The following is a 13,009-nucleotide window of genomic DNA, read 5'->3' on the forward strand; positions in this document are numbered from 1 at the left end:
CCGGAAGCGGGGAACAAAATCTATTGCGTCCGCCGGACGGGCCGCGCCGCCTGCAGGATGATGTCCAGCCCGGCCGGGCTGCCGGGCCAGTGCCGCCGGACGGCGTCTTCGCCGGCCCGTTTGATGACCGAGCGCAGGACCAGCGCGACTATCACGGCGTCATCTGCGTAGCCGATGACCGGAATGAAGTCCGGGACCAGGTCGATGGGAGACAGGAGGTAGGCCAGCAGCAGCACCAGCCGGATGCGGACGCCGACGGCGACGGTACGGTCCCCCGCGAGCCTGCGGATGAGCCGCAACAGGTCCGGCAACAGCCGCAGGGCATCCTTCATGGTCACGGTTTCAGGATGGCGCCGCGCGTACAGCCACAGGAGGAACAGCAGCACGGCGTAGGCCAGCAGGACGCCGGCCACAATTCCGGCAACGGTTTCCCACGACATCTTGCGCTCCTCCCGCGCCGGGGACCGCAACCTCCGGCACCTGAACGAGACTACTTGACCGCGGGGGCCGTCACTCCCAGTCCGAGGTGAAGTCCAGGGGCGGCCACCAGCGCGTCCGCGAATGGACGGCGAACCTGCGCCCGGTGACCTCGGTGGGATCAATCCGGATCAGGTGCTCCTTGAGGCTCGGCTCCCAGGGTTCACGGTCCGGATCGGCCAGTTCCAGGGGCATGGAGCCGTCCTCCACCGGCGAGGGCACGCCTTTGACGACGACGCTCCACACCTCCGTGCCGTAGACGTTGAGCGCATCGGTTTCCAGCGCCACCGGATTTCCCGTGAGCAGCGACCGGAGTTTTGTTCCGGGAGCCGTCCGCAGATAGAGCGTCCTCTCCGCGGGAACGAAGTTCACCGGGAAGATCTCCGGCGTGCTGCCGTTGATCACCGCCAGTCTCCCGATGTAGGAGGAGCCCAGGAGCTTCCAGCATTCCTCGACGGTCAGGACTTCGGTTGCCGATCCCGGCTGAGGGGTTCCCATGGGCGAGATTCTAGGTGTCCGTCACAGGCGGGGGTAGGGCCTTGAGTCCCCCAGTCCCGCGCCGGCGCCACTGCCAGGCCGCCTAACCCCCGAGGTGGTGGACGGTGAAAGCTGTCAGGAAGCCCACGGAGGCCGTGAGCCCGGTCAGGTTGTGGTGCTCCTCGAACGCCTCCGGGATCATCGTGTCCGCCAGCATGGCCAGGATTCCGCCGGCAGCCACGGCGGTGATGAAGGCCACCACCCCGCCGGGCGCATTCTCCAGCGCGGCATAACCCACCAGCGAGGCGACACCGCAGAGCAGGGCGATTCCACCCCACAGCCCAAAGACGTACCGGGCACTCCTGCCCGCCTTCTTCATGCCGGCGGTCCCGGACAGCCCCTCGGGGACGTTGGAAATGAAGACCGCCGCCATCATGGCCGGGCTGACCGCGCCGCCGGCGAGCATGCCCACGCCGAGCACCACCGATTCCGGCACGCCGTCCAGCAGCGCGCCGAAGGCGATGGCCGTACCGCTTCCCGGGTTCTCCTCCTCGGACGGCTGCTGGTGGCCGGAACGCTTGCGGTGTTTCGCCCCTGCCCGGGCGAGCATCGCGTTCGCCCCGACGTAGACCACCGATCCCGCCAGGAAGCCCGCCACGGTGGGCCAGAGACCGCCACCCGCCACCGCCTCGCCCACCAGTTCAAAGGCGAGGGCCGAGATCAGCACGCCGGCCCCGAAGGACATGATGGAGGACACCAGCTTGGACGGCAGCGACCACCGCCAGGACAGTGCCGCGCCCAGCACCAGCGCTGCACCTGCCGCGGTACCCCACACCAGTGCCTGCAGCCATACGGGCATTGCCACCCACTCTCCGGCTCCGCAGCGGAAGCCTTTCCATCCCAAGGCAGCAGCAGCGTGCGGCCGTAGAGCAGCCAGACTAGTGGAGGCCCCTGCCGCACGCAGAATTGATGGGATCTTGACCCAATCCTTGCGGACCCCTGAAGTTGCGGGTCCACGCTGGAGGCATCGGACCAACCAGCTTGTGGGGAGCAGGAAGTCATGGGAAACACGACAGCTTTTGAGGGCGACGTCACCACCGTGGGAGGCGTGCTGACAGACCGGCAGCCGCTCGATTTCCACGCATTGGGGCTGGCCGGCTGCATCGACCGGCTGACCGGGCCCATCCGCCGCAGGGGGACCGCAGTCTGCTGGGATACTCCGCACTGGGGCATCGAGATCCCGTCTGACTGCGCCTCCCTCCTCTACCAGTCCGCCCGCGAGGCGCTCAGCAACGCCTACAAATACTCCGAGGCGTCCCACCTCACCGTCCAGCTCGCCGCGGTGGACCACGGCATCCGCCTGGTAGTGGCCGACGACGGCACCGGCTTTGACAGCCGCCGCGCCACACGCGGGCGGCACCACGGCTATGGGCTGCGCCTCATGGCGGTGGCCGTCCGGGAAGCCGGTGGCAGTGTGGACGTCAGTTCCAGTCCCGGCCACGGCACCAAAGTCACGGTAACCCTGCCGCTGGACTGACACCTTGCCTACACAGACTCGGAGGCCCGCCGTACTGGGACGGCGGGCCTCCGTACGCCCGGAACCGGGTCCTGCGGTTACCGGGTCAGCTTGGCGTCGTCAGTCTCCAGGTCGCCGATGTGGCCCGGCGCGTTGGCGGCCAGGACGCGGGCAACGAACGCGGCGTACTCATCCATGTAGTGGCGCAGGAACTTGGCGGTGCCCTCGTTCTTGACCTCGCCGTCCGCTCCGAACACGGCCGCGTCGTAGTGGATGTAGGCCTCCGGGGCATTCAGCTGCGGCGCGTCCAGGAAGCTGAGGACGCTGCGGAAGGAGGACTGCATCACGGCAGTGCCGATGCTGCCCACGGACGCGCCGATGATGCCTGTGGGCTTGCGGGCGAACGAGTTGCTGCCCCACGGCCGGGAACCCCAGTCGATGGCGTTCTTGAGCGCGCCGGGGATGGACCGGTTGTATTCGGGGGAAACGAAAAGGATGCCGTCCGACGCCTCGATGGCCTCCTTGAGGGCGCGGGCCGCGGGCGGGAAGTCGGCGTCGTAGTCGTAGCTGTACAGCGGGAGGTCCCGGATGGGGATCTCGGTGAACTCAAGGTCTTCCGGGGCGAGCTTGATCAACGCCTTGGAAAGGGTCCGGTTGATGGAGGCCGTTGCCAGGCTTCCCACGAAATATCCGATCTTGAACGGTGCCATGAGTGTTCCTTCCGAGGGCCGGACGGCGCCGGCCTGTCCATGTTCTTTCGAAAAGGTGCCGCCCGGCTTCCTGCGGAAATGGCGGCGCTGGTTGGGTGCCACTGCACCCAACAGTCCAGCACAGATGGACCGTCCCGGCCAGACCTCGGGCCCACCTGGCTACCTCCTTGACAGGCCGCTCCCGGGAGCGCTGAATGATCTGTAGCAACCCGGTGTCGTTGCCGGCCCGCCGCCGCCCCTCTTCGCCTTCCAAGGAGCACACCAGCCATGACGGACAATCCGCTGGACGAGCGAGTCCACACCGAAGCACCCGCCGAGGGCGATCCGGACGCGGATGTCACGGAGATCCGCATGCATTCCCAGGACCCGGCAGAAGGGGCCGACGAACCCGCCCCACCGGCGTCCAAGTAGCGCCTCCGCACCCGGCCGCCCCGGACGCGGCCGGCCTTTGCCATGCCCGACGGCGGCACCCGCGCAGGTGCCGCCGTCGTCCGTTCCCCTTTCCTTGCTCTGGAAACGGACGCGCCCAAAAGGTATGTTGGTAAGCATGCTGATGATTTTTCCCGGGTCATCAGTTCCGGTGACAAAGCGAAGGAGACGTTATGAGCACGAAGGTGGAAAAACGCATTCTGGTGAACGTACCGGTGAGCACGGCCTACAACCAGTGGACCCAGTTCGAGGAATTCCCGCACTTCATGGGCGGGGTCAAGAGTGTCACGCAGCTGACCGATGACCGGCTGGAATGGGTGGCCGAGATCGGCGGCGTCCGCCGCCAGTGGGAAGCGAAGATCCTGGAGCAGGTCCCGGACCGCAAGGTGGCCTGGGCGGCCACCGAAGGCGCCACCAACGCCGGCGTTGTGGACTTCGAGGATGTGGGCGGCGGGCAGACGTCCGTCCGGCTGACGCTCGAATACGAGCCCGAGGGACTGATCGAGAAGGTGGGCGACAAGCTCAACGTGGTTGACCGGCAGGCCGAGGCAGACCTGCAGCGGTTCAAGGAATTCATCGAGGACGAAGGCTACGCGAGCGGCGCCTGGCGCGGTGCCGTCAACCCCGGCGCCACGGTCGGAACGCCCGGCGTGGAAGACGCAGCCGCTTCCCGCGGTGATTCCGGCAAGGCCGGCGTTTCGGGCAAGGTGGCCGCAGGACTCGGTGTTGCCGCAGCCGCCGGCGCCGCAGCCGCCATGGCTGCCGGAGGCAACAAGGGCGAGACTGCAGCTGCGGACGAAACGGTCACTCCAGCAGCCCCGGGTGAGCCGGCGACCGTCACGCCGCTGACGACGGACACCACCACGACGGACGCCACCACTACTACTGGCACGACGGCGGCCGCCGGGTCCACCGGTTCCGTCGCCGACCTGGGTGATGACAGGATCGGGCACGCCTTCGACCAGACGAACGGCCTGGTGGACACCACCGGCGAGTCCGACGAGACCATCGAGGGCGAGAACCTGAGCGCCGGCGAGCGCCGCGAGGATGACCGGCGTCCCGACGGCGGCCTGCCGCCCGTTGGCGGCAACCTCGGCCAGCACTGACCACAGGGCTGCCACACGCCGTCGCACATCTCGTAAGCAAAGCGCCGCCCGCCTCTCCCCCGAGGCGGGCGGCGTTTTGCTGTTACGTCTGCCGCGCTGTACTGGCTACTCCTGGCCCGCCACAGATTGCAGCAGCGGCACGGTCCGCGGGGGCATGACCTCCACCAGGGACATGGCTGTGCTGGTGCGCACGACGCCGGCAATCGCCAGCATCGCATTGGTCACCCGGTGGAGGTCGGCCGGGTCCTTCGCCGCCACCTTGGCCAGCAGGTCGGCATCGCCCGTGGTGGCGTGCATTTCGATGATTTCCGGGATGGTCCGCAGTGCGGCCGTGGCTTCGTCGCTTGAGGACTGGCTGATGGAGATCGAGATGAAGGCTGTGAGTGGCAGCCCCAGCGCCGCCGTCCGGACACGCTGGCTGAACGGCGCCAGGCTCCCGTCATTCACCAGGCGGCGCAGCCGGGCATGGACCGTATTCCGGGCTACCCCCAGCGTCCGGGAGAGCGACAGGACCGTCGCCTGCGGGTCGGCATCGAGTGTGAGGAGGATCTCGGCGTCAAGAGCGTCAAGAAGGTGCATACTGAGCATTTTGCCACTCCATCCGGCTGGCAAGACCGGATCTGTCCTGCCGAAAGCAGCTGTGTTGCGCATACGCACGTTCCTGGCCCACGATGCTTTTCATGACCAGCACCCTCCCCGAAACTGCCGCACCCGGGCTGCGCGCCGCCGTCGCAAACCTTCCCGCGTACGTTGCCGGTAGAAGCGCAGAATCTGAACTGACTGCCGCCCTGGCCTCGAACGAAAGCCACTTTGCTCCGCTGCCGTCCGTCGTCGAGGTTGTCACTGCCGAAGCCGGCCGGATCCACCGGTACCCCAGCATGGGCGCCGTGGACGCCCGCGAGGCCATCGCCCGCCACCACGGGGTGTCACCGGAGGAAATCGCCGCCGGCCCCGGCAGCTCCGGCGTACTGCAACAGATCATCACCGCCGTGTGCGATTCCGGGGACGAGGTGGTCTTCGCGTGGCGGTCCTTCGAGGCCTACCCCATCCTGGTCACCGTGGCCGGCGCCGCGCCTGTCCCGGTCCCGCTGCTGGACAATGAACAGCACGATCTCCCGGCCATGGCCGCCGCGATCACGGACCGCACGCGCCTGGTGATCCTCTGCTCCCCCAACAACCCGACGGGCGTCTCCATTGACGCCGGCGCACTGGAGGACTTCCTGCAATCCGTTCCGTCCCGGGTGCTGGTGGTGCTGGACGAGGCCTACATCGAATACCAGCGCGGCCCCGGCGTGGACGCGCTGGAGTTTTACCGGCGCTACCCCAACCTGTGCATCCTGCGCACCTTCTCCAAGGCCTACGGCCTCGCCGGCCTGCGGATCGGCTATGCCATCGCCCGCCCGTCCGTGGCTGACGGACTCCGCCGGACCGCCATTCCCTTCGGCGTCAACCGGATGGCCCAGGCCGCCGCCGTCGCGTCGCTGGCAGCCGGGGATGAACTCCGTGCACGGACCAACGCCGTGGCACAGGAACGCACACGGGTCATCGCCGCGCTCCGCAGCTTCGGCTGGGACGTCCCGGACAGCCAGGCCAACTTCTACTGGCTCCGCGCCTCGGACGGACTGCGGGAACAGCTGCTTGCTGCCCTGGCCGATGCGGACATCCTCGCCCGGGGCTATGCGGGCGACGGCGTCCGGGTCACCCTGGCGGACCGGGAAACCAATGACCGCGTCCTCGCTGTCCTGGCTGACCGCGGACGGTTCGCTGCCCAGTGAGTACCGCCACGATGCCCACCCCCACCGCAGACGTTCGCAGCGCCGGGCCGGGCACAGCGCACGGCTCGACGACGGCGGCGCCCGCCACGCCGCCGTCGGCCGTCCGCCATTCCCTGCTTGAGGATGTCCTGGGAATCCTCACCGGGACGTTCGCCGCGTCCCTGGGCCTGTACCTGCTCAAGTCCAGCGAGGCTGTCACCGGCGGCACGGCCGGCCTGGCCCTGCTGCTCAGCTACACCCTGCCGCTGCCGTTCGGCGTGATTTTCTTCGCTGTAAACCTGCCGTTCTTTGGCCTGGCGGTGTGGAAAAAGGGCTGGAACTTCGCGCTGCGCACCGGTGCGGCGATTGCCCTGGTCTCGGCCATGGCAAGCCTGCACCCCTGGGCGCTGGGACCGCTGGCCATCGACCCCGTCTACGGCGTGCTCGGCGGAAACCTGCTGGCCGGCGTCGGGCTGCTCATCCTGTTCCGGCACAAATCCAGCCTGGGCGGCTTCAGCATCCTGGCGCTGCTGCTGCAGGAGAAGCTGAAATGGCGGGCCGGGTACGTACAGATGGTGCTGGACGTGGCCATCGTGCTGGCGGCGCTGGTCCTGGTGCCTCCGTTGATGGTGCTGCTGTCCGCAGTGGGCGCCACGCTGCTGAACCTCATCCTCGCGCTGAACCACCGTCCCGGACGCTACCTCGGAAAGTAGGCGCCGAGAGGCTTGTTTATTCCCCGAAACCGCCAGAAATATCTTCGTGCGGGCGGTGGTTGGGGCCGATATGACAACAATCGGAATTATCGGTGCAGGACATATTGGAAGCCAGGTTGCCCGGAAGGCGGTGGAGTTGGGCTACGACGTGGTCATCAGCAACTCCCGCGGGCCGGAGACCCTGGCCGGACTCGTGGCGGAACTCGGGCCGAACGCCCGGGCCGCCACACCGGCGGAAGCAGCAGCGGCAGGCGATTTCGCCGTCGTCACGGTCCCGCTGAAGAACTACAAGGACATCCCCGTGGAACCGCTGGCCGGCAAGGTGGTCATCGACACCAACAACTACTACTGGGAGCGGGACGGCCGGATCCCCGCCCTCGACAACGGCGAGGCCACCACCTCCGGGCTGCTCCAGGAGCACCTGCCCGATTCCAAGGTGGCCAAGGGCTTCAACCACATCATGGCGTCCCAGATCACCACCGACGGCACTCCGACGGGTACCGAAAACCGCCGCGCCCTGGCAACCGCCAGCGACTACCCGGAGGCCGCCGAACTGGTGACCCGGCTGTACGACGAGTTCGGCTTCGACACCGTCAACATCGGGCTGCTCGAGGACAGCTGGCGGGTGGAACGGGACCGCCCGGCATATGTCGTGCGGCAGAACGCGGCCGAGCTGAAGGAAAACCTGGCGCTGGCAACCCGGACCATCTAGGCCGCGGGGCTATTCCCGGGCGGGGACCAGGACCACTTCGTGCAGATCCGCTGCCGGCTCGTCGAACTTGGCGTTCACCACTGCAAGGGTGTTGCCGAACAAGGCCGCCGTGGTGGGAATCTGGAAGCTGTCACTCGTGATGACGTCCCGGACCTCGCCCGAGGACAGGTCGTGGTTGAGCTTGACCCGGCTGACCTGGTTGAGGAAGTTCTGCACCACCCACACGGTCTTGCCACGGGCAATAATGCCGTCCACATTGGGAAGTGCTCCCGTGTCAATCAGCGCGCTCTGACCGGTGTCGGGATCCACTGTGAAAAGGGCCTGCTTGGCGGAATGTGCAACGATCAGCACCCGGTCGCCCTGCACCGACGTGATGCCGTTCAGGTTGAACGGCCCGGGCAGTTCGGCGGCCGGGCCCTTCAGCGGCACCGTCTCAAGGCCCTCCAGCTCCCCCTCCCGGCTGACCTGCAGCCGGTAAAGCTCTCCGCGTGCGGAGTTGGTGAACCAGGCCCCGTCCCTGGTGAGGGTGACGTCATTGATGAAGCCCGGCGCCAGGGTGAATTCCCCTACGGATTCCTTGGTCTCCGTGTTGTAGACGAAGGCCTTGCCCGTTTGGCCCCCTGCCACGAAGAGCAGGTTGGTGCCGGCATCGAACTTCATGCCCACCGCCTGCCGGCCGGCTGGCGCATCTATGAAACGCGTGGCCTTCGGATCCCGGATATCCCCCTTGAAGATGTCCCCGGATTCCAGCTCACCCGCATAGAAGGTAGTCCCCCGGCCCGCCGCGATGCCCTCGGCGGAGGTGGCGCCGTCGAGCACGATGACGCTGTCTCGCGGCGATTCACCCGCGGAGGCGGGAACGGCGGTGGGAAGGATGAGGGCCATTAAAGCGATGAACCCGATGACTGCACGGCGTTGTACTGTTCGGCGCATAATGCTTCCTGATCTGGATAATGCGCGGGCCCCTCTGCGGCAGCTCCACACGATGGTGTAGCCAGTTTAAGTACCGGAGTTGGGCCCGCCAAGGCATCGGAGCCCCCATTCTGCTTACAATCGAAACCTCTATCGACTACTGAGGGATCCATGAAGAAATTCGCCACAGTCCTGTTCGCCGCCGGCCTGGTTGCTTCGGCTACAGCCTGCTCCGCCTCCCACCAACTGTCCACCGCAGAAACCTGCGAGCGGATCCAGTCCGTTGTGTCGAACCCTGCCAACAGCGCCGGCAAGACGGGCATGAACCGGCTGGCAAACCAGATCCGCCCCATCCACGCCGTTGCTTCCGACGACCTGAAGCCTGCCCTCGCTTCGATCATCGAGTACACGGACGAGCAGGCGAAGGAGACGCCGGACGAAGCCAAGCTCGCCGAGCTCCAGGCCGATTACGAGGAAGCCGGCAGCACCTACAGCGAGTTCTGCAGCTAGGCAGCCGTCACGGACCGGGCCCGGCCGCCTGTGCTACAGGCTGGCCGGGTCCGTATTGGCGCCGCAGAGGATCACAGCCACACGCTCGTCCGGCCGCGCCCTGTAGGCGCCGCTGGTGAGGGCGGCATAGGCGGCAGCGGCACCATGCTCCACCACCATCCGGTAGGTGTTCCAGAGCTGCGTTCGTGCCGCAACAATGTGCTCGTCGGACACCAGGACGCTTTCGACGCCGGTGCGGACCGCCACGGAGAAGCCGATGTCACCGACGCGGCGGGCTCCCAGCGAATCGGCCGCGACGCCGGACACCGCCACGTCCACCGGTTCTCCCGCTGCAAGGGCGCTATGCAGGGTGGGCGCACCGTGCGGTTCCACGGCCACGACTTTTGCATGGCCTTCCACGGCGGCCGCAACGCCTGCCATCAGTCCGCCGCCGCCCACAGCCACCAGGACGGTTTCGACGCCGGGCACCTGTTCCAGCAGTTCGGAACCAACGGTTCCGGCGCCCGCCGCAATTTCGGGCTGGTCGTAGGCGTGGCAGTACACCGCGCCGGTTTCCCGGGCGTACACCACAGCCGCCTGGTAGGCCTCGGCGTATTCCGCACCGCCCTGCACCACCGTGGCGCCGATGGCCTTGAGCTTGTGGACTTTGACCTCCGGCGCTGCGGCCGGAACAAACACCGTGGCGGGGACGCCAAGCTGGGCTGCCGCGTAGGCGTTGGCGAGGCCCGCGTTTCCGCCGGAGGCCACCACCACGCCCACATCAGGCCGGAGTTCGCCGCGTTCCTTGCTGGCCAGGATCCGGTTCAGGGCACCCCTGGCCTTGAAAGTACCGGTGTGCTGCATGAACTCGCATTTGAACCAGGCCTGCCCGGGGAACGCGTTTCGGTCGGCTTCCATAACGGGTGTCAGGCGGGTGAGGCCGGCGGTCCGGTCCGCAGCCTCGTCAACATGGGTACGGGTGATCACGTCAGACTTCGTCGTCCCAGGTTCCCGGCTCGTCGAGGGCTTCCTCGGGCTTGTGCTCCTGCCCTGGCTCTCCGCTGCCGACGTACGACGCCGGGACGGTGCCGCCGGCATGGGCCTGCTGCTCCTCGCGGATGTTGGATGCGCCCGGCAGTTCGGGGTGCTGGCCGCTTTGCGGAGCTTCCGTCCCCTGTCCGGGGGCGGTCTTGGCTTCGTCGGGGTCGCCTGGGCCGCGGAGGTCTGCGTCGTTCAGGGGCTCGTCATTGGATGTGGTCATGGTCCTGCCTTTCACCTTGGGAAACTCGCTGCTTCCGGCCATGCTGGCCCGGCCGCTTTCCAGCCTACGTTTTCAGGGGCCTGATCGCATGGAAGGGTGGAACCTGTGATTTGCCCGGGAAACCTGTGAAAAACGCCCGCCAGCTGTGAATCCGCCCGCAACCGGGACGTCGCGGGAACGGGGGGCGTTAAACCCTTGGCAGAAGGAGGCCACGTGATCATTGTTCTTACCGGAATCGACGGTTCCGGCAAGTCCACGGCTGCCCATGCCCTGGTGAATTCCGTTGCGGCCCTCGGCGGCAAGGCGGTGCTGCTGAACAACCACGCCGGCCGGCGCACCATGTCCGTCCTGTCGGCAAAAACGGGGATCCGCTTGCCCAAGCGCCTGGCCGAAGCACTCGAAACCACCTTCCGGGTGTGGAACGTGCTGCTTTCCCACCTGCGGGCAAGCCGCTTTGAGGGACTGGTGGTCATGGACCGGCACCTGTACTGCCAGCTGGCATTGCGGACCACTAAGGGACTGCCCCGAGGCCGCTTCCTGCCCTGGCTGCTGAAGGCGCTTCCGGCGCCCGACGCCGTCGTCCATTTTGATATTGACCCCGGCGAGGCGCACCGGCGGATCATGGCCCGGGGAACGGATGCCGAAACGCTGGAGGACCTCATCGCCTTCCGGGATGCCTACCAGCAACTGCCGGAATATCAGGACTTCGTGAAGGTGGACGCTACCTTGCCGCCGGCGGAACTGGCCCGGCAACTGGACGGCATCGTTGCCCGGGTGCAGGCGCACCGGACTGAAAGTACGCAGAAAGGCGCAGTCACAAAGCGAAATTAGTAGTTTCGCATTGTGGAAATGGAATTTCCTCTTGCGGAATAAGTGTGACCGGGATTACCTTGGGCGTAGGCCCGCATGGCGGGACGTTCCCAATTGATAGGCAAAGGTCAATGAAGATCCCAAACCCTGAGGCACTGAAGGCGAGTTCGGTGCCCGCGAAGAAGAAGCGGCTGTACAAGTCGCTCTTCTTCCAGATTCTGATCGCCGTCGTGGCAGGTGTCCTCCTGGGGCATTTCTGGCCGGACCTCGGATCACAACTGAGGCCGCTCGGAGATGGCTTCATCAAACTCATCAAGATGATCATCGCGCCGCTGATCTTCCTGGTGATTGTCACTGGAATTTCAGCCGTTGGCGACGTCAAGGCGGTTGGACGGGTTGGGGTCAAAGCCCTCGTCTACTTCACTGCGGCAACCTTGTTTGCCCTCGTCTTCGGGCTGGTGGTGGCCAACATCGTCCAGCCGGGCGCAGGCTTGAACATCGATCCCGCAACACTCTCCCAGGCTGACCTGGATGCCAAGACCGGGGCGGGAGCCCCTAAGGATGCGGCGTCATTCATCCTGGACGTCATCCCCGCGAGCGTCATAGGGGCGTTCGCCAACAACAGCCTCCTGCAGGTGCTGTTCTTCTCCGTATTCTTTGGTGCCGCCATCGTGGTCATCGGACGGGACAAGTGCATGCCGGTCATCAGCCTGATGGAAACGGTCCTGGAACTGGTTTTCAAGATCATGTCCTGGATCATGAAGGTGGCCCCCATTGGCGCATTCGGAGCCATGGCGTTCATCATCGGCCAGTACGGGCTGGACACCCTCAGCACCTACGCACTCCTGATCGCCGCCTGCTATGGAGCCGCCGTCGTCTTCATCGGCCTGCTCTTCATCGTTGCCTGGGCCACCGCCCGCGTCCCGCTCTGGCAGTTTTTGAAATACACACGGGAGGAATTCCTGCTGGCCCTGGGAACGGCATCAACCGAGGCCGTCATGCCGCGCATCATGACCAAACTGACCAACGCCGGCTGCTCCCGCGCCACCACCGGCCTGGTGGTTCCGACGGGATACTCATTCAATCTGGACGGCGCGGCGATCTACCTTTCCATCTCCCTGCTGTTCCTTGCGCAGGCCTTCGGCCACAACCTGGACCTCGGCCAGCAGCTGGCGGCCCTCGGAATCCTGCTGCTGACTTCAAAGGGCATGGCGGGCGTTCCCGGATCCTCCTTCCTGGCCCTCTCGGCAACCGCCGCCGCCCTGGGCATCTTCCCGGTTGCCGGCGTCGCACTCCTCCTTGGTGCCGACCGGCTCATGGACTCCATGCGCGTGGTGGTGAACCTGCTGGGCAACTGCGTGGCAACGTTCGTGGTTTCCAAGTGGGAGGGCCAGTTTGACCGAAGCGTCATGCTGCGCGCTTTCAAGGGCGAGATCACCAACCACGACTCAGCCATCATGCTGGGCAAGGAAGAAGTCTTCGAGGACCAGGAAATCCAGCGGATCAGCGAAGGGCAGGTACCTTCACCCAAGTTCCGCGGCGGGCCGAACCCGCAGGAAATCCCGCAGTTCCAGATGAGCAAGGTGGAGCGCGTGGGTACGGGCAACAGCCCGGACTGATTGACACCCCGGAAACAGCACAGG

General features: G+C 66.3%; 17 protein-coding genes. 9 read left to right on the forward strand and 8 right to left on the reverse strand.

Annotation, left to right across the window (positions count from 1 at the left end; translation table 11 throughout):
• Positions 1-20 precede the first annotated feature (20 nt).
• From ACJJV6_RS05615 to ACJJV6_RS05625, 3 genes are all read right to left on the reverse strand, one after another.
• Positions 21-440, reverse strand: a complete 420-nt coding sequence (locus ACJJV6_RS05615; protein ID WP_407710105.1) for a YkvA family protein — start codon at positions 438-440, stop codon at positions 21-23.
• Positions 441-510: 70 nt separating this feature from the next.
• Positions 511-975, reverse strand: a complete 465-nt coding sequence (locus ACJJV6_RS05620) for a pyridoxamine 5'-phosphate oxidase family protein (protein ID WP_407710106.1) — start codon at positions 973-975, stop codon at positions 511-513.
• 82 nt (positions 976-1,057) lie between these two features.
• Positions 1,058-1,813, reverse strand: coding sequence for a ZIP family metal transporter (locus ACJJV6_RS05625; protein WP_407710468.1), 756 nt, complete (start codon positions 1,811-1,813; stop codon positions 1,058-1,060).
• A gap of 201 nt (positions 1,814-2,014) precedes the next feature.
• Between ACJJV6_RS05625 and ACJJV6_RS05630 the strand changes: the two genes are divergently transcribed.
• Positions 2,015-2,491: a sensor histidine kinase gene (locus ACJJV6_RS05630; protein WP_009356713.1), complete on the forward strand. Its 477-nt coding sequence runs from the start codon at positions 2,015-2,017 to the stop codon at positions 2,489-2,491.
• 77 nt (positions 2,492-2,568) lie between these two features.
• Here ACJJV6_RS05630 and ACJJV6_RS05635 read toward each other — a convergent pair whose 3' ends face one another.
• The gene (locus ACJJV6_RS05635; protein ID WP_133347848.1) at positions 2,569-3,180 is read right to left on the reverse strand and encodes an NADPH-dependent FMN reductase; all 612 of its coding nucleotides are present in this window, start codon (positions 3,178-3,180) and stop codon (positions 2,569-2,571) included.
• Positions 3,181-3,447: 267 nt separating this feature from the next.
• Here ACJJV6_RS05635 and ACJJV6_RS05640 point away from each other — a divergent pair, with 267 nt between their 5' ends.
• Together ACJJV6_RS05640 and ACJJV6_RS05645 are read left to right on the forward strand one after the other, a co-directional pair.
• Positions 3,448-3,591: a hypothetical protein gene (locus tag ACJJV6_RS05640; RefSeq protein ID WP_165976893.1), complete on the forward strand. Its 144-nt coding sequence runs from the start codon at positions 3,448-3,450 to the stop codon at positions 3,589-3,591.
• Between the two features lie 191 nt (positions 3,592-3,782).
• Positions 3,783-4,715 carry an SRPBCC family protein gene (locus ACJJV6_RS05645; RefSeq protein WP_407710107.1) on the forward strand — a complete coding sequence of 311 codons (933 nt, stop codon included), beginning with the start codon at positions 3,783-3,785 and terminating at the stop codon, positions 4,713-4,715.
• Positions 4,716-4,820: 105 nt separating this feature from the next.
• Here ACJJV6_RS05645 and ACJJV6_RS05650 read toward each other — a convergent pair whose 3' ends face one another.
• The gene (locus ACJJV6_RS05650) at positions 4,821-5,303 is read right to left on the reverse strand and encodes an Lrp/AsnC family transcriptional regulator (protein ID WP_133347844.1); all 483 of its coding nucleotides are present in this window, start codon (positions 5,301-5,303) and stop codon (positions 4,821-4,823) included.
• 92 nt (positions 5,304-5,395) lie between these two features.
• Between ACJJV6_RS05650 and hisC the strand changes: the two genes are divergently transcribed.
• The 3 genes from hisC (at position 5,396) to ACJJV6_RS05665 (ending at position 7,894) form a co-directional block, all read left to right on the forward strand.
• Positions 5,396-6,490: a histidinol-phosphate transaminase gene (hisC, locus tag ACJJV6_RS05655; protein ID WP_407710108.1), complete on the forward strand. Its 1,095-nt coding sequence runs from the start codon at positions 5,396-5,398 to the stop codon at positions 6,488-6,490.
• Between the two features lie 11 nt (positions 6,491-6,501).
• Positions 6,502-7,182 carry a YitT family protein gene (locus tag ACJJV6_RS05660; RefSeq protein WP_407710469.1) on the forward strand — a complete coding sequence of 227 codons (681 nt, stop codon included), beginning with the start codon at positions 6,502-6,504 and terminating at the stop codon, positions 7,180-7,182.
• A 70-nt stretch (positions 7,183-7,252) separates the two neighbouring features.
• Complete coding sequence (locus tag ACJJV6_RS05665) at positions 7,253-7,894, forward strand: NADPH-dependent F420 reductase (RefSeq protein WP_407710109.1); 642 nt, start codon at positions 7,253-7,255, stop codon at positions 7,892-7,894.
• Between the two features lie 9 nt (positions 7,895-7,903).
• Here ACJJV6_RS05665 and ACJJV6_RS05670 read toward each other — a convergent pair whose 3' ends face one another.
• Complete coding sequence (locus ACJJV6_RS05670; protein WP_407710110.1) at positions 7,904-8,827, reverse strand: hypothetical protein; 924 nt, start codon at positions 8,825-8,827, stop codon at positions 7,904-7,906.
• Positions 8,828-8,977: 150 nt separating this feature from the next.
• Between ACJJV6_RS05670 and ACJJV6_RS05675 the strand changes: the two genes are divergently transcribed.
• Entirely contained in the window at positions 8,978-9,316 is a 339-nt protein-coding gene (locus ACJJV6_RS05675) for a hypothetical protein (RefSeq protein ID WP_009356705.1), read from the forward strand.
• A 33-nt stretch (positions 9,317-9,349) separates the two neighbouring features.
• On the opposite strand, the gene ACJJV6_RS05680 is transcribed toward ACJJV6_RS05675, so the two are convergent.
• Complete coding sequence (locus ACJJV6_RS05680; RefSeq protein WP_407710111.1) at positions 9,350-10,282, reverse strand: threonine/serine dehydratase; 933 nt, start codon at positions 10,280-10,282, stop codon at positions 9,350-9,352.
• A gap of 1 nt (position 10,283) precedes the next feature.
• Entirely contained in the window at positions 10,284-10,556 is a 273-nt protein-coding gene (locus tag ACJJV6_RS05685) for a hypothetical protein (protein ID WP_407710112.1), read from the reverse strand.
• 213 nt (positions 10,557-10,769) lie between these two features.
• Here ACJJV6_RS05685 and ACJJV6_RS05690 point away from each other — a divergent pair, with 213 nt between their 5' ends.
• Both ACJJV6_RS05690 and ACJJV6_RS05695 read left to right on the forward strand, forming a co-directional pair.
• Positions 10,770-11,387: a thymidylate kinase gene (locus tag ACJJV6_RS05690; RefSeq protein ID WP_407710113.1), complete on the forward strand. Its 618-nt coding sequence runs from the start codon at positions 10,770-10,772 to the stop codon at positions 11,385-11,387.
• A 110-nt stretch (positions 11,388-11,497) separates the two neighbouring features.
• Positions 11,498-12,985, forward strand: a complete 1,488-nt coding sequence (locus ACJJV6_RS05695) for a cation:dicarboxylate symporter family transporter (protein ID WP_407710114.1) — start codon at positions 11,498-11,500, stop codon at positions 12,983-12,985.
• Positions 12,986-13,009: the final 24 nt, after the last annotated feature.

Origin of the sequence: Arthrobacter nitrophenolicus (genome assembly GCF_045833485.1) — a bacterium.
GTDB lineage: Bacteria > Actinomycetota > Actinomycetes > Actinomycetales > Micrococcaceae > Arthrobacter > Arthrobacter nitrophenolicus.

Coding starts and splice junctions, on each gene's coding strand:
- ACJJV6_RS05615 (WP_407710105.1), bottom strand. CDS start 440: ATGTCGTGGGAAACCGTTGCCGGAATTGTGGCCGGCGTCCTGCTGGCC.
- ACJJV6_RS05620 (WP_407710106.1), bottom strand. CDS start 975: ATGGGAACCCCTCAGCCGGGATCGGCAACCGAAGTCCTGACCGTCGAG.
- ACJJV6_RS05625 (WP_407710468.1), bottom strand. CDS start 1,813: ATGCCCGTATGGCTGCAGGCACTGGTGTGGGGTACCGCGGCAGGTGCA.
- ACJJV6_RS05630 (WP_009356713.1), top strand. CDS start 2,015: ATGGGAAACACGACAGCTTTTGAGGGCGACGTCACCACCGTGGGAGGC.
- ACJJV6_RS05635 (WP_133347848.1), bottom strand. CDS start 3,180: ATGGCACCGTTCAAGATCGGATATTTCGTGGGAAGCCTGGCAACGGCC.
- ACJJV6_RS05640 (WP_165976893.1), top strand. CDS start 3,448: ATGACGGACAATCCGCTGGACGAGCGAGTCCACACCGAAGCACCCGCC.
- ACJJV6_RS05645 (WP_407710107.1), top strand. CDS start 3,783: ATGAGCACGAAGGTGGAAAAACGCATTCTGGTGAACGTACCGGTGAGC.
- ACJJV6_RS05650 (WP_133347844.1), bottom strand. CDS start 5,303: ATGCTCAGTATGCACCTTCTTGACGCTCTTGACGCCGAGATCCTCCTC.
- hisC (WP_407710108.1), top strand. CDS start 5,396: ATGACCAGCACCCTCCCCGAAACTGCCGCACCCGGGCTGCGCGCCGCC.
- ACJJV6_RS05660 (WP_407710469.1), top strand. CDS start 6,502: ATGCCCACCCCCACCGCAGACGTTCGCAGCGCCGGGCCGGGCACAGCG.
- ACJJV6_RS05665 (WP_407710109.1), top strand. CDS start 7,253: ATGACAACAATCGGAATTATCGGTGCAGGACATATTGGAAGCCAGGTT.
- ACJJV6_RS05670 (WP_407710110.1), bottom strand. CDS start 8,827: ATGCGCCGAACAGTACAACGCCGTGCAGTCATCGGGTTCATCGCTTTA.
- ACJJV6_RS05675 (WP_009356705.1), top strand. CDS start 8,978: ATGAAGAAATTCGCCACAGTCCTGTTCGCCGCCGGCCTGGTTGCTTCG.
- ACJJV6_RS05685 (WP_407710112.1), bottom strand. CDS start 10,556: ATGACCACATCCAATGACGAGCCCCTGAACGACGCAGACCTCCGCGGC.
- ACJJV6_RS05695 (WP_407710114.1), top strand. CDS start 11,498: ATGAAGATCCCAAACCCTGAGGCACTGAAGGCGAGTTCGGTGCCCGCG.